This is a genomic window from Shewanella sp. BJSY2023SW007 (genome assembly GCF_047314525.1).
Lineage (GTDB): Bacteria > Pseudomonadota > Gammaproteobacteria > Enterobacterales > Shewanellaceae > Shewanella > Shewanella chilikensis.
Genome location: NZ_JBKORL010000040.1, coordinates 1 through 18,869 on the forward strand (window position 1 = coordinate 1; position 18,869 = coordinate 18,869).

At 53.2% G+C, this 18,869-nt stretch carries 12 protein-coding genes and 2 pseudogenes; 9 read left to right on the plus strand and 5 right to left on the minus strand.

The features are described from left to right. Positions 1–526: 526 nt before the first annotated feature. Positions 527–3,370 carry a TonB-dependent receptor gene (locus ACMHXE_RS07315; RefSeq protein WP_413731842.1) on the minus strand — a complete coding sequence of 948 codons (2,844 nt, stop codon included), beginning with the start codon at positions 3,368–3,370 and terminating at the stop codon, positions 527–529. A gap of 337 nt (positions 3,371–3,707) precedes the next feature. On the opposite strand from ACMHXE_RS07315, the gene agaR reads away from it, so the two are divergent. The 8 genes and pseudogenes from agaR (at position 3,708) to ACMHXE_RS07355 (ending at position 12,006) form a co-directional block, all read left to right on the plus strand. After that, entirely contained in the window at positions 3,708–4,490 is a 783-nt protein-coding gene (gene agaR / locus ACMHXE_RS07320) for a transcriptional repressor AgaR (RefSeq protein ID WP_208142684.1), read from the plus strand. Between the two features lie 14 nt (positions 4,491–4,504). Beyond that, positions 4,505–5,876: pseudogene (locus ACMHXE_RS07325) on the plus strand (Gfo/Idh/MocA family protein). A 7-nt stretch (positions 5,877–5,883) separates the two neighbouring features. Further along, positions 5,884–7,158: a class II D-tagatose-bisphosphate aldolase non-catalytic subunit gene (locus ACMHXE_RS07330; RefSeq protein WP_413731843.1), complete on the plus strand. Its 1,275-nt coding sequence runs from the start codon at positions 5,884–5,886 to the stop codon at positions 7,156–7,158. Between the two features lie 4 nt (positions 7,159–7,162). Then, complete coding sequence (locus tag ACMHXE_RS07335; protein ID WP_335923371.1) at positions 7,163–8,368, plus strand: SIS domain-containing protein; 1,206 nt, start codon at positions 7,163–7,165, stop codon at positions 8,366–8,368. A 3-nt stretch (positions 8,369–8,371) separates the two neighbouring features. Then, positions 8,372–8,770: pseudogene (locus tag ACMHXE_RS07340) on the plus strand (ROK family protein); the annotation flags it as partial. A gap of 86 nt (positions 8,771–8,856) precedes the next feature. Then, on the plus strand, positions 8,857–9,378 hold the full coding sequence (locus tag ACMHXE_RS07345) for an ROK family protein (RefSeq protein WP_413731845.1): 522 nt from the start codon (positions 8,857–8,859) through the stop codon (positions 9,376–9,378). Positions 9,379–9,427: 49 nt separating this feature from the next. Beyond that, positions 9,428–10,549 carry an N-acetylglucosamine-6-phosphate deacetylase gene (gene nagA, locus ACMHXE_RS07350; protein WP_413731867.1) on the plus strand — a complete coding sequence of 374 codons (1,122 nt, stop codon included), beginning with the start codon at positions 9,428–9,430 and terminating at the stop codon, positions 10,547–10,549. An 89-nt stretch (positions 10,550–10,638) separates the two neighbouring features. Continuing rightward, positions 10,639–12,006 carry an MFS transporter gene (locus ACMHXE_RS07355; RefSeq protein ID WP_144219951.1) on the plus strand — a complete coding sequence of 456 codons (1,368 nt, stop codon included), beginning with the start codon at positions 10,639–10,641 and terminating at the stop codon, positions 12,004–12,006. Positions 12,007–12,010: 4 nt separating this feature from the next. Here the strand turns inward: ACMHXE_RS07355 and ACMHXE_RS07360 are convergent, their stop codons facing one another. After that, complete coding sequence (locus ACMHXE_RS07360; RefSeq protein WP_413731846.1) at positions 12,011–12,313, minus strand: AzlD domain-containing protein; 303 nt, start codon at positions 12,311–12,313, stop codon at positions 12,011–12,013. After that, positions 12,310–13,080, minus strand: coding sequence for an AzlC family ABC transporter permease (locus tag ACMHXE_RS07365; RefSeq protein WP_264186603.1), 771 nt, complete (start codon positions 13,078–13,080; stop codon positions 12,310–12,312). The genes ACMHXE_RS07360 and ACMHXE_RS07365 overlap by 4 nt, the downstream gene beginning before the upstream one ends. A gap of 234 nt (positions 13,081–13,314) precedes the next feature. Here ACMHXE_RS07365 and ACMHXE_RS07370 point away from each other — a divergent pair, with 234 nt between their 5' ends. After that, on the plus strand, positions 13,315–15,129 hold the full coding sequence (locus ACMHXE_RS07370; RefSeq protein ID WP_187575238.1) for a DUF6538 domain-containing protein: 1,815 nt from the start codon (positions 13,315–13,317) through the stop codon (positions 15,127–15,129). Positions 15,130–15,186: 57 nt separating this feature from the next. On the opposite strand, the gene ACMHXE_RS07375 is transcribed toward ACMHXE_RS07370, so the two are convergent. Beyond that, the gene (locus tag ACMHXE_RS07375) at positions 15,187–17,859 is read right to left on the minus strand and encodes a phage/plasmid primase, P4 family (protein WP_413731849.1); all 2,673 of its coding nucleotides are present in this window, start codon (positions 17,857–17,859) and stop codon (positions 15,187–15,189) included. Positions 17,860–18,001: 142 nt separating this feature from the next. Then, positions 18,002–18,319: a winged helix-turn-helix transcriptional regulator gene (locus ACMHXE_RS07380; protein WP_101096681.1), complete on the minus strand. Its 318-nt coding sequence runs from the start codon at positions 18,317–18,319 to the stop codon at positions 18,002–18,004. Positions 18,320–18,869 lie beyond the last annotated feature (550 nt).

The window sequence follows — 18,869 nt, forward strand, 5'->3', positions numbered from 1 at the left end:
CATGGGGAAGATAAAGAGTCCGAACGCAGTGAGGCACAATCCCATGTGGAGTAGGGTGAGGTTGTCGTGTTTATCAAACTCAGTTTGATGCGACAGACGAACGCGCAGAGCTTGCTCGAAGCTGGCCATCACCAGACGCCACTTTTGTCTCCAGCGAGCACGACTTAACATGCAGCCCAAAGCGGCTGGCGCAGTGTGTGCCCCTCAGCTCGCAGCCAAGCTGCTTCGCGCTACAGCCATCTATCAAGCTGTGCTTGATGAGCAGATGTCTTTCGCCCCCATGTGAGATGCTGCTGTGGAGATATTGAGAATGGCTCGACCCGTTTGTCTGATCAGATTTATCCAGTCTCTGAAGCACAGAGATTTCATCCGACCGCTATCTTCAATAAAGGTACTCGAGACTTAAGTAGAGAAGCCACCTGAATCAGGTGGCTTTCTGTATTTGGAACTACTTTATACTCACTTTGTGTTTAGTGCAGCTTGAGTCAGTCAGATGGTTACTCTTGGGGATCCGTCTTGGTTCCGTTTAGAAGCGGCCGCGAATACCTACGGCTATCTGGGTTCCGAAGCGTTCCAGATAATTCACCTGATCTTCGCGCTTGATGTAACCTGAGTAGCGGTTGTTGGTCAGGTTGGAGGCTTCACTGAAGACGGTCAAGTTGTCTGTGATGTCGTAGCTGATGCTGGCATCCAACTGGCCGTAGTCGTCTATCCAGGCCGGGCCGCCCCAGGCATCCGGATCCACCAGGAACTTGCTGCGCCAGTTATAGGCAAGGCGCGCCTGCAAACCATACTGCTCATAGTAGAGCACGGCATTGTAGGAGTTCTCGGACATCCCCTGGAATGGCAGATCCTTGGCTTTCAGCTTAGGATCGTCATAACTGCTGTCCACATAGGTGTAGTTAAGCTGCCAGCCAAAGCCGTTGAATGGCTCAGGCAACCACTGTTCGAGGGATTGTTGCCAGGCAATTTCAAAGCCTTGCACCTTGGCACCGTACTGTCCGGAAACCGGCTGGCTTACCAGGTAACGGTTGCCATTGACCTCCATGGGGGTCTTTTCATCAGAGATAAAGGAGTCGATATCCTTGATGAACAGGGCGCCGCTCAGTGAACTGCTGTCGCCGTAATACCACTCCAGTGCCAGATCCGCCTGTTTGGCCTGCTCGGGTTCAACCCCGGGATTACCGCGCACCAGAGTTGGTAAGCCCTGCTCCTGACTGGTGAAGTTGGGCGCGGCCCAGACTCTGAGCGAGTAGAGTGACGGGCGGCTCAATACTTCGGCGGCCGAGATGCGCAGCAGCAGATCGTCCTGCAGGTTCAGCTTGAAGTTGAGGCTTGGCAATATGTTGGTATAGCTGTCGCTGTAGTTTACCGGGCTGACAGTGCGCCAGTCATCGTTGAGCGGCTGACCGGCATCATCCAGCACTACCTTGCTCAAATCATAGCCAAAGCCTTCGGAATCGACTTGGGTGCGACTGGCCCTGACCCCCAGATTGAGCATATAGGGCAGATCGAACAGCAGCTCTTCAATAGTTATCTGCACATAGGCCGAGGTCACAGCCTCGCTTACCTCATAAGTACCGGCCTGATTGGCACTGGCTACTATGGCCTCATTGGCGGCATCGCTGTTGATGGAGCGGTAGTATTCCAGCAACTTGTCATAGTCAAAGCTGGGCCAGGGATCCGGTGAGATGCTGTTTTCGCCGTCGAGGAAGTTATCGAAGTTGGCGGGCACAAACACATTGCCCGGAATTTGGAATAGCTCAAACTCGCCTTGAGTGAAGACTCCCGAGCCGTCAAAAGCATAACCGTCGCGGGTTAGATAGTAGCCGCCGCGACTGAATTGGCTGGGGTTTCTCGATCTGAACTCATTCTGGCTCTTGACCTGTTTGACATAGTTTATCCCGGCATCCAGCTTGCTGATAAAGCCGCTTTCCGGCAAATACTGGGTCATCAGCTTAAGATCCGTTACCTTGTCATCCACGCCTGTGCCACTGTTTAGGCTGTAGTGGGCACCATAGGTCTGCTCGCTGGTGAGTCCCGGGCCTATCACCACATCCGGCAGCATCTGACCATTGGTGTAGTCGATATCTATGCTGTCGACAAAGCCGCGGGCGACGATGAAGCGATTGTCGCCCTTGTTCTTGTTTTTGGCGGCCGAGTAGGCAAGATCGGCGGTGACCGACCAATTGGGGGTGATAAACAGCGCCGTATTCAGTGCCAGTTGGTAGGTGTCTGTCTTGCGCGGAGTGCTCAAGTTAAGCAGCTCCACCATAGTGTTGTCGCCCTGCTGGCGCATGGAAACCACTCGCCCCAGCTCATCGAACTGCGCATCGCTGAACAGCGGGGTACCCGGTGTCCACTCCTCGTCATAGTTGACAAACCCTATCTGGTATTTGTGTCCATCGGTATTGTAGCGAGAGTAGAGGGCGTCGAAATTGACATCCAGATTATCCAGAGGCCGCCATTGCAGCGCCAGGGTGCCACCGATGCGTTCGCGTACGTCCTGGGCGTTGGCATAGTACATGTAACTGGGTATTTTGGAGGCGTAGATTTCGCCTTCATCAATCACACCATTGCCGTTGGTGTCTACCGGCACCCCGGCGCTGTCGACACCCCAGCCTTCCTCTTCATCGAAAAAACCATCGGCGGAATAGGTGTCGGCCCTGAGGGTTTTCTTGGAGTAAACGGCGGAAAACAGAGCGCCGAAACTGTCGTCATCGGACTTGTCGCCTATGATGAGAGATGCGTGCGGGTGCAGGTCTTCGGTGCGCGACTCATAGATACCCTTGGCCGAGGCTTGCAGGGTAAAACCTTCCAAATCCAAAGGCTTGCGGGTCTGAATATCCACAATTGCCCCTATGCCTCCTTCGGTGAGCCGCGCTTCGGGAGATTTGTAAACCGCCAGCACATTGACCAGCTCTGAGGCTATGGTGTCAAAGTTGAAGTCCCGCCCGGCGTTGTCCGAGGCCAGTTTGCGGCCATTGAGGGTAGTGATGTTGTAGCCGTCCCCCAGGCCGCGGATCAGTATGTTCTGTCCCTCGCCGCCGTTGCGGGTAATGGTCACCCCGGGAATACGTTGCAGTGCTTCGGCCAGGTTTTCATCCGGAAACTTGCCTATATCATCGGCCACCACAAGATCCACCACTGCGGTGGCATTCTGTTTCAGAAACAGCGACTCCTTAATGGCTGAGCGGATACCCGTTACCTGGATCCTTTCCAGCTCGGCATCCTGCTGTTGAGCTGAGTTTTGTTGTGTTTGAGCCTTGTTTTCCTTGTCGGACTCGTCATTGGCCGTAACCGGCTGTGTTGCCAGCGCACTGGCAACTGCCAGGGCAATTAGGGCAGGTTGGGTGGCTAAGAGCTTCATGGGTTCCCCGCTGTTTGTTTTTATCAGGCTTAATGCCTTTCGCTTTTGTTGTTTTTCGAAAGCATTGGAAACAGCGAAGTGCTTTCGATTGCTTATTTATAGCGTTAAAAACTCTGGGTGATCAATAAAAAAATGTAAAATGTCTTTTAATTGTTTTCGGTTTGGTGCATAGTTTAGCTAGTTGAAAGTGAAAGTTTGTTGTTGGTTTTGGCTTAAGTCATTGTGGTATAAGAATTGTTGTTATGATTTGACGACGTTGCTAGTAAATTGAAAGCTTTCGAAAGTTAGTGCAGGTTCACCTGCTCCAGAGCGCAACAAACAAAACAGGAAGAGTGCAGTGAATAATCTCAACACTATTGAGAGGCAGCAGGAGATAGTCCGGCTGACCCAACAACAGGGAAAGGTGTCGGTCACCGAGCTGGCAAATCGCTTCGGGGTCTCGGAAGTCACCATACGCTCGGATCTGGCGGTATTGGATCAAAAGCAGTTGTTGGTGCGCTCCCGTGGCGGCGCCATGGTTAACTCCGACCTTATTCGTGAACTGTCACTGAAAGAGAAGGGCCACTGCTACTCGGCACTGAAGCAGGAGCTGGGCAAGGTGGCGGCCTCTTTGGTTAATGATGGCGACCGCCTGTTGCTGGACTCGGGCACCACTACCCAGCAAGTCGCGGTCAACCTCCTTGAACATCAAGATCTTATTGTGATGACCAACGGCCTTAACATAGCCACAGAGCTGGCGCGTTCCGACGACGTTGAGGTGATGCTTACCGGCGGCTTGCTGCGTAAGAAGTCGATGTCTTTCTATGGTTCCATCGCCGAGAAGAGCCTCAGGGATTACAACTTCAACAAGCTGATCCTCGGGGTGGATGGTTTTGATCTCAAGGCAGGTCTCACCACCCATTTTGAGAAGGAAGCCAGTCTCAACCGCATGATGTGTGAGATTGCCAGCGAGATCATAGTAGTTACCGATTCATCCAAATTCGACCAACAGGCGTTTCATGTAATTTGTGCCAGTCGGCAGATCCAGCAACTGGTGACCGACAGCGGCATTCCCGAGCGCTATGTGGAAGAACTCACCAAGCAAGGGGTGCAGCTGCACCTGATAGATAAAAACAAATAACAAGGGGAGAAGTTATGTCTGGTTTTGATCGTCGTTCCTTTCTGAAAGCTTCAGTGGCCACAGCTGCTGCCTCGGCGCTGGCTGGCTGCGCCGCCAATGCCGGTTCATCTGCACTGGCACCCAAGGCCAGTGGCCGCTCTGTCATGGGGCTGGTGGTTCCGAAAATGGCCGAAGTGCGGGTGGGGCTAATCGGCGTCGGTGAGCGAGGTGTGGGGTTCATTCACCATTTCAACAACATAGAGGGCGCCAGGGTAACAGCTATCTGCGATACCGATCCCCCTGGTCATAGAACGTGCCAAGAAGGTAATGAGTGACGCAGGCTTGGCCCAGCCCGGTTATTATTCCCAGGGCAAACACGCCTATCGTGAATTGTTGGCACGCCAGGATGTGGACATAGTGGTCATTGCCACACCTTGGGAATGGCACCACCCCATGGCCAAAGAGGCTATGCTGGCCGGCAAACACGCCTTTGTTGAAGTGCCTATGGGGATCACCATGGAGCAGCTCTGGGATCTGGTGGACACAGCCGAGCAAACCCAGCGCAACTGCATGATGATGGAAAACGTCTGCTACGGTCGCGACGAGCTGATGGTGCTCAACATGGTACGCCAGGGGCTGTTCGGCGAACTGCTGCACGGTGAGGCCGCTTATATTCACGAGCTGCGCTGGCAGATGAAGGAGATAGATCGCAAGACGGGCTCCTGGCGCACCAAGTATCACGCCTTGATTGACGGGAACCTGTATCCTACCCATGGTTTGGGGCCTGTGTCCCAGTACATGAATATCAACCGCGGCGATAGGTTCGACTACCTCACTTCCATGAGTTCTCCATCGCTTGGGCGCGCAGCCTATGCCAAGCGTGAATTCCCCGCCGACCATGCCCGCAACAAGCTCAACTATATCTGCGGCGATATCAATACCAGTCTTATCAAGACGGTTAAAGGCCGAACCATCATGGTGCAACACGACACCACAACGCCGCGTCCTTACAGCCGCCATAACCTGATTCAGGGCACCAATGGGGTGTTTGCCGGTTTCCCCAACCGCATAGCGCTGGAGCAGGGCGGCAGTGGCAGCTTCCACCATTGGGACCAGGATATGACCCAGTGGTATGCCAAGTATGACCATCCGCTGTGGTTGCAGATGGGCGAGGCGGCCGAAAAGAACGGCGGTCATGGCGGCATGGACTTTTTAATGTGCTGGCGGATGATCTACTGCCTGCGTAACGGCGAGCCGCTGGATCAGGATGTGTATGACGGTGCGGCCTGGTCGGCGGTGCAGCCTCTGTCGGCGGCTTCAGTGGCCGATCGCGGTAACTCCAAGGACTTCCCCGACTTTACCCGTGGCGTGTGGCAGAGCGCCAAACCGCTTGGCATTGTAGGTTGAGGTAAGCATGTCTGCACTCAAATCCATTATTGAGGCCAACAAGGCCGGGCAGCAGGCGGGGATTTATTCCGTCTGTTCGGCCCAGCCGCTGGTACTGCGCGCCGCTCTGCGTCATGCGGCGCGGCAACGGGCGCCCTTGCTGATTGAGGCTACGGCCAACCAGGTCAATCAGCACGGCGGCTATACAGGCATGACCCCCGCCGATTTTATCGCCTTTGTGAAGATCCTGGCCCAAAGTGAAGGTGTTGCCGAAGCGCAGTTGCTGTTCGGCGGCGATCACTTGGGGCCGGTGGCCTGGAAACACCTGACTGCCGAGCAGGCGATGGCCGAGGCCGAAGCCATGGTGCGGGCCTATGTCGAGGCGGGATTTTGTAAAATTCATCTGGATGCCAGCATGGCTTGTCATCAGGAACACACGCCCCTTGCCGATGAGGTGATTGCCGCGCGCGCCGCCAGACTGTGCCGCGCCGCAGAAGCGGCCAAGGCGCCGGGGCAACAGCTCTGTTATGTGATAGGCACTGAAGTACCCGCTCCCGGTGGTGTCAGTTCGCTGGAGGAGGGGCTGCAGATCACCCCGGTCGCGGCGATGAAACACACCATTAGCGCCCACAAACAGGCCTTTGCCGCCGAAGGGCTTGGGGAGGAGGTTTGGCAGCGGGTGATTGCGCTGGTGGTGCAGCCAGGGGTGGAGTTCGGCAATGCCGGGGTACATCAGTATGATGATACGCTCACCAAAGAGCAGAGCCGCTTTATTCGTGAGCAGCCCAACCTGGTGTTTGAAGCCCACTCCACAGATTATCAACTGCCGGAGCATTACGCCCAGTTGGTGGCCGGCCATTTTGCCATTCTCAAAGTGGGGCCGCAGTTGACTTTTGCCCTGCGCGAGGGGCTGTTTGCCCTGGATCATATAGAGGCCTTGCTGGTGCCGGCGGCGAAACGCTCAGGGCTTAGAGCCCTGTGTGAGCAGAAGATGTTGTCTGAGCCCAAATACTGGCAGTCGTTCTATACAGATCCTGCGCTGCGGGATTGGCAACTGGGATTCAGTTACAGTGACAGGATCCGCTACTACTGGCCCGAATTGTCACTGACCATAGACAAGCTGCTGGCCAATCTGGCAAACCCCATTCCCGAACCTCTTATCAGCCAATATCTGCCGCTGGCCTATCCGGCCGTGGTCAGAGGCGAGCTGCCTGCCACGGCGATTGAGCTGGTACTCCATCATATCGGCCTGGTGCTTAACCGTTATGCCAGCGCCTGTCAGCCTGCTGCCATCGAAGGATAAATCAATGCAAGTCAGTGACCTATCAAAGACCCACTTGTATCCAAAATCTGCCGCCAACCCGCTTTGGCAAGCGCCGGAGAGCGGTAAATGGACGGCGACCGAGATAGCCCAGCAGCCGACACTCTGGCGCGAATTACAGGCCGATTTCAAACACAGGGAAGCGCAGCTCAGCGCTTTTCTCAATCCCTTGCTGGCCAAGGACAATCTGCGGATTATTCTCACCGGCGCGGGTACTTCGGCTTATATCGGCGAGGCGTTGGCAGCCTTTTTACAGCGGCAACTCAGATTGCCTGGCCAGAGGGTGGAAGCCTTGTCCAGCACGGATATTGTTTCTCACCCCAGGCTGCATCTCAACCCATTGCAGCCGACTCTGATAGTCTCCTATGGCCGCTCTGGAAACAGCCCTGAATCCCTGGCTGTGCTGGCGTTGGCCGATGAGTTGCTGACAGATGTCAGTCATCTGCTGCTGACCTGTAACCCTGAGGGAGCTTTGGTCAGCTATGCGGCCGAACACAGTCACAAGGCTTGTTTGTGGTTGATGCCCCAGGAAAGCCACGATCGCAGCTTTGCCATGACCAGCAGCTTCAGTTGTATGTATCTGGCGACCCTGCTGCTGTTTGCTGAGGAAGACAAACCACTATCCAGGGTGCTGACACTGACGGAGCAACTGCTGGAAACCCGGCTCGCTGGGGTGCAGCAAACCGCGGCCCATTGCTGCAAGCGGATAGTGTTCCTCGGCGCCGGGCCGCTCAAGGCGGCGGCTCAGGAGGCGGCGCTCAAGTACCTTGAACTGACGGCCGGTATAGTGATCAGCAGTTTTGAGAGTCCGCTGGGGTTTCGTCACGGCCCCAAGTCACTGGTGAATGAAGATACCCAGATAGTGCTGCTCGGCAGCTCTGAGCCCTATGCCAGAGCCTACGATCTGGATCTTCTGTCAGAGCTGCGCGCCGATAAGCGGGCGCTGGATATCTGTTATCTGAGTGAAGAGGCTCTGGCCCAAGATGGTCAGGCCAGTTTGGAAGAGGCTTGGTTGATACTGCCCTTTATTGTTTACTGTCAGCTACTTGCATTTTACAAGGCGTTGGAGCTTGGGGTGTCACCGGATAATCCCTGTCCCAGCGGCCAGGTCAATAGAGTGGTGCAGGGGGTGAAGCTGCATTCGCTTGCGGTTTATACTCGGCCCGGCAGCCTGGATAACACAGAGGATTGAGCCATGTACTACGGTGTGGATATCGGTGGTACCAAGATAGAACTGGCGGTGTTCAGTCCACAATTGCGTTTGTTGGATAAATGGCGCATTGCGACTCAGGGTGACGATTATCAGAGCTTTCTGGCCTCACTCGCCTTGCAGATAAGCGAGGCCGACAGGCGCTGGCCGGCCGAGTCCGGCATCCCGGGCACTGTGGGGATAGCCCTGCCCGGGGTGATCCGCGCCGATGGCACTGTGGTCTCCAGCAATGTACCTTGCCTCAATCAGCGTAAAGTGGCCGAAGATCTGGGCGCCTTGTTGTCGCGTCCTGTGGCTCTTGGCAATGATTGCCGTTGTTTCGCCCTGTCCGAAGCCTTGCTGGGAGCCGGGAAAGATCATGCCAGAGTTCTTGGGCTCATACTCGGTACCGGGCTTGGCGGCGGGATCTGTATCGAAGGGCGACTGATCACCGGCGCCCACTGTCTGGCCGGGAGTTCGGCCATCAGGGTATGGCGGCCAGCGTGCTGCTGCGCCATGGCTTGCCGCTTTACGATTGCGGCTGTGGCCTCAAAGGCTGCGCCGAAACCTATGTCTCGGGCACAGGCCTTGGTCGTATCTACCGGGCGTTTGGCGGCGAGGGTGATACATACGCTTGGCTGGCGGCGCTGCGTGCCGGTGATGCCATAGCCAAACGCAGTTTCGATGCTTATCTGGATGCCCTGGGCAGTGTGTTGGCCGGGCAGATCCTCAGTCTGGATCCGGACATCTTTGTCTTCGGCGGCGGCTTGAGCGAAGTGCCGGAAATTTTGGCGGCGCTGCCGCAGGCTACCGCCAGGCATATGTTCAATGGGGTGCAGTTGCCCGAGTTTTGCGCCGCTCAATTCGGCGCCGCCAGTGGCGTTCGCGGCGCCGCCATGCTGGGAAAGGCGCTGGCGACTAGAGTGGAACAGAGCAATAGCGTGAGCGCCAACGAGCAGGTAGCGGATATGGATACCCTGTTGACCGGAGGCTGGCATGAACAGCAACACTGACAAGGCCCCGTTCTGGATTGGTGCCGATGGTGCCCTGCTCGGGCCGCAAATGAGCCGCAGTAGTGAGGTTTGGCTGCGGATAGTCGATGGCCGTATTCATACCATTGCCAAGGCGCCCAAGGAAGGTGAGGCGGCAACTCACTATGCAGGCCTTCTGGTTCCCGGTTTTGTCGACACTCAGGTCAACGGTGGTGGTGGCCGCATGTTCAACCGGCAACCCAGCGTTGAGACGCTTAAGCTGATGTTGGACGCCCATGGCCGTTTCGGCACCACCAGCATGTTGCCGACGCTTATCAGCGACGATATCAGGGTAATGCAAGTGGCACTAGCGGCGGCCATCAGCGCCAGGGAAGCCGGTCTTGACGGCATAGCCGGGATCCATTTTGAGGGGCCGCATCTGTCACTGGAGCGTAAGGGGTGCCACAGTGAAGCACGCTTAAGAGAGCTTGGCGATATTGAGTTGGCGCTCTACGCCGAGGCTGTGTCCCAACTGGGTGTTTGTGTGGTGACTCTGGCTCCCGAGAGGGTAGGGCCTGAAGATGTTCGCCGCCTGGTGGCGCTCGGTGTCAGAGTGTCGTTGGGGCATTCCAATGCCAATGCCGAAACCGTGATGACGGCGCTGGATGCCGGAGCCAGCGGCTTTACCCATCTTTATAACGGCATGTCACAGCTGGAGTCGCGTGCTCCCGGCATGGTGGGAACGGCGCTCAGTGACCCAAGGGCATTTTGCGGCATTATTCTCGACGGTCATCATCTGCACCCGGTCAGCGCCACTCTCGCCTGGCGTGTCAAGGGGAGTCGACGTTTGATGCTGGTAACAGATGCCATGTCGCCTGTGGGCTCTGAAGAGCAGGAGTTTGAATTTTTCGGCGGTAAAGTTGTGCGCCGCGGTACTGAGCTCAGGGATCTCAACGGCTCTTTGGCCGGCTCAGTATTGGAGATGACAACGGCGGTTCGCTATGCCGTCAAGGTGCTGGGGATCCCGCTGGAGCAGGCCGTTGCCATGGCCAGCAGTACTCCGGCCGCTTTTGCCGGGCTGAATGACAGAGGCATGTTGGCCGAAGGCATGCGGGCTGACTTGCTGCTGCTTGACGATGCCCTGTATCAGTCAAAGCGCTGGCAAGGCGGCAGGCTCGCAGCGGGCGCCGAAGTTCGCAGCAAAAGCGTTTGAAAAATAAGCAGCTTCAAGGGACATCTGTCCTTGGCAGCAGCTGGATAATCATTGACAGAGAATAACAATAACAAGAGGAGATGCCGATAATGGACAATAACACCCTGAATAAAGGAGGCGGCACTTTACTGCCCATGGTGCTGATTGGAATACTCTTTTTTGTATTCGGCTTCGTAACCTGGCTCAATGGTGCACTGATCCCTTTTCTGAAAATCGCCTGTGAACTCAATGAGCTGCAAGCTTATCTGGTGGCCTTTGTATTCTATATCGCTTACTTCGTGATGGCCTTGCCCATGTCCGGGCTATTGACCCGTTTCGGTTACCGTGCCGGGCTACAGATTGGTCTTGGGGTAATGGCTAGTGGCGCACTGCTGTTTATCCCGGCGGCGCTGAGCCACACCTTTGGCCTGTTTTTACTGGCGTTGTTTGTTCTGGGAACCGGTCTTACCATACTGCAAACCGCGGCCAATCCATACATTGTTTGCATTGGTCCGCGAGAAAGCGCCGCCATGCGGATCAGCTGTATGGGCGTGGTCAACAAGGGCGCCGGTTTTATTGTTCCTTTGGTGTTCAGTGCCTGGGTGTTGACAGGTATGGATGCTTTTACGCCGGAAGCGTTGGCACAGCTCAGTGAGCTTGAGCGCACTGCGGCATTGGAGCAACTGTCTGCCCGTTTGGTGCAGCCTTACCTGGCGATGGCGGTTGTCTTGGCTCTGTTGCTGCTGTATGTGCGATTTTCGCCTCTGCCCGAACTGCAACTTGAACAGGACAGCCAGGCCAAAAGCTGTGACAGCTTGGTACCGAGAACAGATTGGCGCGCCATTCTGGCCTATCCCCAGGCTATTCTCGGGGCACTGACTCTCTTTATGTATATAGGTGCCGAAGTGATTGCCGGTGACAGCATAGGCCTCTATGGTCAGCATCTTAAAGTGGCCGAATTTGGCATTCTGACCTCCTACACCATGGGATTTATGGTGCTTGGCTATTTGCTCGGCATACTCTTGATCCCAAGAGTAATGAGTCAGCGCAGTGCCTTGGTGGGCTCGGCGCTGGCTGGGTTGGTGTTTACTTTGGGGATCATGCTTGGGGATGAAACCAGCATGCAGCTGTCGAGTCTCTTGCTCGAACCTTTGGGGATAATGCCGCTGCCGGATCCCTTGCTTTACCTTGCGCTACTTGGCTTTGCCAACGCCTTGGTCTGGCCCGCTGTCTGGCCGCTGGCGCTGGAAGGGCTCGGCCGCCTGACTGCTGTGGCCTCGGCACTGCTCATCATGGGCATAGCCGGTGGCGCCTTGCTGCCATTGCTCTATGGCGCCTTGGTGCACCAGGGTGTGCCCCATCAAAGCGCCTACGGGATCCTCCTTCCCTGCTATGGGATGATCCTTTATTACGCCGTTGCCGGCCACAAGCTGCGGGCCTGGTCGGGGGCGGCCGCCACCAAAGCCGTGATTGACTGAGACCTCAGTAGATCCAGAAAAATACCGCCATGCTGACGATAGTGGTCAGCTGGGTGTTGCGGGTCAGCAGTGCAAGTAAGGCAGCCAGCAGGGCACAGCTGAGGTAGGGATTGCTCAGGCTCAGTTGCAACTCGCCGTCTCGCAGAAACACTATGGGGGCGAAGATGGCGCTTAATACCGCCGGCGCCGAAAAGCCAAGGAAAGCCTGGGTTTTCTTGCCAAGCCGTATCGGCAGCCCGGGCTCAAGCAGTAAATAACGGCTGAGTATCACCAACAGCGCCATTGTCAATATGGTTAACCAAATCATGCCTGCTCCTCGCCTTTATCTTGTGTTGTCTCAACCGGTTTAACTGGACTGCTGCCCAAGAGGCTTTGATAGATATACCCCACAGCCATGGCGGTTACGGCGGCGATCAGCAGGCCTCCCGGGATAGCCAGTGCTTCACACAGGACGCTCAGCAACATGGCCGTGAGCACACATAAGGCGGTGGCAACATTGACTATCCTCGGCACCACCAAAGCGATAAAGGTGGCTGCGATGGCAAAATCCAGTCCCAGAGAGCCGAGATTATCCATAGAGCTGCCGGCAAGAATTCCGGCCAGGGTTGCCAGATTCCAGCCAAGATAAAAACTCAAACCAGCTCCCAGGGCGTACCAGGGCCTAAGGGTACTTTCCTTGCTTTGATTGGCCACCGCAAAGAGTTCATCCGTGAGCAGAAAACCCAGTGTCAAGCGCCAGCGCAGTGGCAAGGGGCTGATGGCTGGACGCATCGCCATGGCATACAGCAGATGACGCGAGGTGATCAATGCCGTGGTAACCAAAATGGCCAGTAGGCCTGAACCTGCCTTTATCATTCCGAGGGCGACCAATTGCGCCGAGCCTGCGAAAACAAACAGGCTCATGGCTTGACTCTCTACGGCGCTGAGGCCGGTTTCCAGTGCCAGCGAGCCGGCCAATATTCCCCAGGGGATAACAGCTAAAGTCAGCGGCATTACCGCCAGGGTACCCCGTAAAAATTCGCGGCCCCGGTTAAGTTCCTGAACGCATGATGATTGCTGATTGTGAATGGTCAATCTTGACTCCATCTTGATGATTTTTCTGTTTGAACAAATTGGCCCGGAGTGGTGCCGAATGCCCGTTTGAATTGACGGTTCGAATACATCCGTCATTGCCAAGTCTAAAGACTCTGATCTTATGGTTAGGTTTTTGCTTTTATAATCATAACACTTTGAATTATAGTGGATGAATAAGTCAATGTTCCCAACCTTTGGCACCTTGGGGTGGTACAAAAAGGTGGTACAAAAGAGATGGCATTTATGATTCAACCTAAGCCCGATCCTAAGACCGGTGTATACAAGGTCAGGAAGGTCATTCCCGTCGAACTCAGACCCTTCCTTGAAGGTAAATCAGAGTTAAAACGCAGTCTCAATACCAAGGATGCCAAAGAAGCAAAGCAAAGGGCATCTGCAGTAGTTGCGGAATTTGAAGCGTTGGTTGCAATGGCGAGGATCAGGCTTGCTAACCAAGAGCAAGAATGCACCATCAGTAATAGCGACTTAGATGCTATCGTATCTCGTTGGGCGACTTATGAAGCCTCTAGGCTTCACCAGCCCGAGATATTGGCCCGTTACATCAGGGAGACTGATGAAGGAGTTGAGTACAATCATGACTTGTTTGAGGAGCTTGAAGAAGCAGCTCTCAGCAATTACTACGGACATGACAGGGAAGCCGTAGAGAAGAAATTTGTTGAACATATGGCATCATTCATCGATGAAGCCCTGATGTTATCTGGGCTCAGTCTATCTGCTTTCAAACCGAGGTTCTACCTTGCCAAGGCTCTTGCAAAGCAATGTAAAACGCTTTGTAGTTCGGCTTTTGATAGGGAAGGGGTGGCACGTCGTGATGCAATACGAGGCTTGCCCTATCGGGGACCTTTCACTCAAACATACGCTGTTTCTAACCAGTCGACTCTGCTAAAAGGTATTCATCAAGAATTGGCCGACATGGGATTTACGGTCCTTTCTGATGCAAACGAGTCATACCGAGCTCAAGTAGATAGTCCAGAGGGGGCTATCTCTAACCAGTCAACCCTCCGTCAACTGTTTGAATGGGTTAACGCCCAAAAGGGAATGACTTTTGATGGTTTCAAGTTACACAGATGGTTGCAAGATAGGACGCAACCTTGTAATCGAGCAGTTGAGTTCTTCGGTGATAAACCTATAGGTAGCATTGGCAAGCTTGAGCTCCGGAGCTTCTTTACCTTTATCATTACATGCCCAGTAAAGCCTAAAGCAGATATCAGAAGGTTGCCTTTTGCAGAGCAAGCCAAAGCCGCCAAAGCTCAAGGGCTGGCTACGATCACAGTTGCTACGGCTAAGAAAGAGTTAAATCTGATTTCAGGATACTTCCAAGAGGCGGTGAGGTTAGACGTTATCCCTTCCAATCCGTGCCATGGTGTATCCCCTAAGCCCCAAACCAAGTCATCATTGAGAGAGCGAGGCTATTCAGAATCCGAGGTGGCCAGGATCTTCTCCTTATCCATGTTTCGTGAGCTTGAACCTAAAACACTGGCTCGATATGGTGCAGCACCTTATTGGTTACCCGTTCTATTAGCCTACACGGGTGCTAGAGCTGAAGAAATCGCACAGCTATACGTTCGTGATATCGAGCAACTAGAGGCTAATAACTCGTTTTGGTACATCCACATTCGTGACGCTAGAGAAGGGCAGTCAGTGAAAAATAATGAAGCGAGAAAGGTGCCGATATGTGATGCATTGATTGAACTCGGTTTCATTCGGTACGTTAAATCACTTCCGCCAAATGGTCGCCTGTTCCCGCTCTTGAAAGCAAATGCGGCTGGTAAGCTTCACAATGGGGTCGCGGTGTACTTAAAGCGGAAGTTTCAGGAAGCCAACATCGAATTGTTTGAAGAGCTTAAGCCTTTGCATGCGTTTCGCCACCGATTTATTACCCAGGCCCGTCAAGTTATGCGGGAGGATATTCAGAATGCAATCACAGGTCACTCCAATGCTGGTAATGTTGGTAGAAGATATGGAAGCTACGCAGATCTACACACCGCCATCAATAAGATGCCCCGTATAGCAATCCCTCAAATGTATTAGGAATACTAAGTGCTGTCAGGGGGCCTTCCCCCCTGACGTACACTTTATTACCAATCTTTAGGCATGGTATTTAGGCTCAGGTGCAGTAACAACAGAGCTGTAGAAGTCATGGTTACCTTCCATCCTGGGTTTTAACATCAATCCCTGAATACAGGCCTTGTTCTGCTTCCTAACCTTGGTAAACCCTTTATCTTTTAGCCGCTTAGTCATGATGTTGCGAGTCATCTTCCAGTCACTATCTCTCTCTGCCCAACGACGGAAGGCGTCGTATAGCTCATCTGTTGCGATATAGCTCTCCGGTTCGCTTATGGTCATTTCTTCCAAGAAGTTAGCAAGCAGATCTGACTCATGACGATACTCATCAATTCCTGCTTGAATACTTGCTGGTAATGAGCCCTTAATGCTTCGCTCAAGCCACATTTGTACTCCCTTAATGGCCCAGTTGAGGATGCCCGGCAGCTCTGCGTAGAGCTTTTCCATAAGCTTTGGGTCTAACTGGTTACCAGTAAAGCTGGCGTTAAAGGGGAGCAAAATCATCCGTCGCCACATCCCAGGACTGGTATCACGGATAACCGGTTTGTGGTTACCGATTATCATCAGGGTGAACATGGGTCTGTACTCCAGCTCATGCTTGGCGTAGAGGTGCCTGGCAACAATGATGTCATCCCCAGTCATGGACTTAACCAAGTTCTCATCCATACGAGAGCCTTCAGGGAGCTCGTTGGCCACCACCAGCCGACTACCCACCAGCTTGGCAAGGGATGGATTGGGACCTTTACCACTGCCATTGGTTTGCAATAGCACATCACTGCTTATCTGGTGGTAGTAACTCCCCATCAGTCGTTGCAAGATGTTCATAAAGGTGCTCTTGCCGTTACAGCCATGGCCATGCAAGAAGAACATCACTTGCTCATCAGTACGGCCGGTTAAAGTGTAACCAACAATCCGTTGCAGTAGCTGGCCATACTCCTTATCCCCACAGGTAATCTCATCGATAAACTGCTCCCAACGAGGGCAGATAGCCGATTCGTCATAGCTGACCTCGCTACAGCGGCTAATATACATCTCTGGGCTTGGTGCCAAGGGTTTTGCTGTATTGAGGTCTATGACACCATTCCGGACACCAAACTTCATTGGATCACAGTTAAAAGTACTCGCTTTGATCTGGTGGCTCGATTTGTATATCTCCAGCATATCCGCCAGCTTCTTACGCTCTAGGCTTTTGCGTCCAAACTGAATGTATTTATCGGCGAGTTTGATAGCCTCCTCCTCATTGGCTGCTGCCGCTGCACACTTTTCCATCATACCGTGTTTGATGATATTGTTTCCTACCTCGCTGGCTGCCTGTAATTCAGAATCCATTGTAGGTTCCCAGATGTGGTGCTTGAAGCGATACATCTGACTACACTCAGGAACAAAAGCAACGACGCGACCCCATAAAGTACTGAGTCGTTTGGCATTGCCAACGTCATTGAAGGTGTTTGGGTCTATGGAGTCCCAAATACTTGCAGTGGCTGCTGGTGTATCTTCAGCCTCAGCCGACGCTTCCTCTGGGCTGGCTTCCGCTGGTGGATAATGCGTACCGCACGTGCTGACTAACTCTTCAAGACTCAACGGGCTCTCGCCGCGAAGGTATTCATCGATATCCTTGCCATGGCCTTCTGGCAAGGTCACTTGGATTAAGGATGGCAACCCTAGAGCGGCGACTCGTTCTCGATACTTGTTACCGGCATCATCATTATCGAAGAAGGTAACCAGTTGCCGATCTTTTAGTCGTTCAGCGAGCCAATTCAGTTGTGACTGACCCAACTGGCCATTGGTTGCCAGCACAGGACCTTGCCAGGCATGCTCTACCAAAGCCAGTAGGTCATGTTCACCTTCAACCAAGGCAACACAGCCCGAGCGGTCCATTGTATCTTGCCCATAAAACTGGATGTCGTTCAGCCAGTACTTCTTGGGCAATTGAAACAGCTTGGCTTTAGTAGGATCCTTAAAGGTAAAGCGGCAAATGTGTTTCTGCTCATCATAGTGAGGGAAGATGTAGACATCCTTGGGGAAGTAGTCCCTGGGGCTAAATTGGCCTTTTTGCACCAGTCCAGAATCATAGAGCTCATCAAGATCGTATCCTTTAGCTGTTAGATGGCGCCAGAGTTCACCGCGGCTGTATCCAATTCCTAGGTCAATCAAAGTGTCTGAACTCAGCTTTCGCTTAGCCATCAGCCACGATAACGGCTTGCTGTCTTTCTCAATCATGGGTTCCCAATAGTACTCCCATGCATCCTCCAGCAACGCCTGACGTTGCTCCAACTGCTCCGGGGTCAACTGAGGCACGTTTTGAACTGCTCTGGTGGTTTGTGGGCGGGGCTGGGTGTTGATGGTAACCCCTTTAATCTCACCACTTAGCAGCTTGTTGGCGGCATCATAGGCATTTTTAGCGAGCTTACAGGTTACTAAAAAGCCAAAGATGTCCCCATGCTTATTACATGAATAGCAGTGGTAGTGCTGCTCTTCAGAGTCGGTATGGTAAATCTTAAAGCAGCCTTTATGACCACAGAAGGGGCATACATCGTCGTCAAGTTGGCAGTAGTCGGATTGCGTTGGCTTGATCTCACTGCCAGTTAACTGGCAAATCAGTTCTGGCAGATCGAACATGGCCTTAATGCCATCATATCCGTGCTCTTTCAGCATCAGAGGGGTGTTGCTAGGGTTAACTTTATATAGTGATGTCATAAGGACATCTCCTTGGAAATAAGGCCAGCAGATTAAAATAGTTATTGAGAAAACCTGCTTTTTTGTGGCCTTCGAGCCTTGTTTGGGCTCTTCCCCGGCAGGATCACCTTCCTAGGTTGCCTGCTGGGGCATTTACACCTCATCAATCGAATCTACGTTGATAAAGGTTAACCGACTGCATTCCGGCAGCGGTGATACTAGCCTGTCTGGTGATTAAGCCAGCCAGTTCCAAACGCCTGATATGACGCCTGGCAGTTCTTAGTGAATATCCACAACGCCTGGCCAACAGTTTGGCGAGGCTGATATTGCCGGTTTGCAGTAATCCACTTTGGACTGGCAATCGGCTAACCTCGAAGAGGGTCTTTCCCAACTGGTTCTTCAACAGCTCAAAGGGCACTTTGAAGTTATCAGTTGTATTACCTTGTACCGACACCTCCTTGCTAACATCTTGATTAAACATAGTGATCTCCCAGAGGGCATTTTGTGTCACCCCCTTGTTACTTATAGTTTTAATCGATTTTGACAAGCCATGAAAGCCCCTAAATGACGTTTACAGGAGGATTCGGCAAAACCGCAAGCTAGACTTGGAGATTTGCTTATATGAAATTTATTCATGAATATGAAGCATGATTTTCGAAATGGTTATAACGCAGGTATCACAATGGGTTAGCGGAGTTGTAGGTCAGTTGATGTCATACCTTACTCAGCCATCCTGACCCTCTGCTGAAAAATCGGCAATCTGACTAAAGTATTCTTATCTTTATTCCCTTAGGGACTTTTAAGAAATCATTAGAAAATCGGCAGAGCAATGCCCTAAATCCTTCAAAATGCTGACTACTCTTGGGTTTTGGGGGAACAGGCTTCAAAGCAAAATCGGCATAGGCTGACTTGGGGAGATTGCGGGGGAGAAGTGAGATGTGTCCATAGGGAAAATCTGTGAAATAACAACTGGTCAGTAAAAGGGGCTATTGGTAGACTTCCCGGTTAACATTGTCGTTAGAATACTGCTC

Coding starts and splice junctions, on each gene's coding strand:
- ACMHXE_RS07315 (WP_413731842.1), bottom strand. CDS start 3,370: ATGAAGCTCTTAGCCACCCAACCTGCCCTAATTGCCCTGGCAGTTGCC.
- ACMHXE_RS07330 (WP_413731843.1), top strand. CDS start 5,884: ATGTCTGCACTCAAATCCATTATTGAGGCCAACAAGGCCGGGCAGCAG.
- ACMHXE_RS07335 (WP_335923371.1), top strand. CDS start 7,163: ATGCAAGTCAGTGACCTATCAAAGACCCACTTGTATCCAAAATCTGCC.
- ACMHXE_RS07345 (WP_413731845.1), top strand. CDS start 8,857: ATGGCGGCCAGCGTGCTGCTGCGCCATGGCTTGCCGCTTTACGATTGC.
- nagA (WP_413731867.1), top strand. CDS start 9,428: ATGAGCCGCAGTAGTGAGGTTTGGCTGCGGATAGTCGATGGCCGTATT.
- ACMHXE_RS07355 (WP_144219951.1), top strand. CDS start 10,639: ATGGACAATAACACCCTGAATAAAGGAGGCGGCACTTTACTGCCCATG.
- ACMHXE_RS07360 (WP_413731846.1), bottom strand. CDS start 12,313: ATGATTTGGTTAACCATATTGACAATGGCGCTGTTGGTGATACTCAGC.
- ACMHXE_RS07370 (WP_187575238.1), top strand. CDS start 13,315: ATGGCATTTATGATTCAACCTAAGCCCGATCCTAAGACCGGTGTATAC.
- ACMHXE_RS07375 (WP_413731849.1), bottom strand. CDS start 17,859: ATGACATCACTATATAAAGTTAACCCTAGCAACACCCCTCTGATGCTG.
- ACMHXE_RS07380 (WP_101096681.1), bottom strand. CDS start 18,319: ATGTTTAATCAAGATGTTAGCAAGGAGGTGTCGGTACAAGGTAATACA.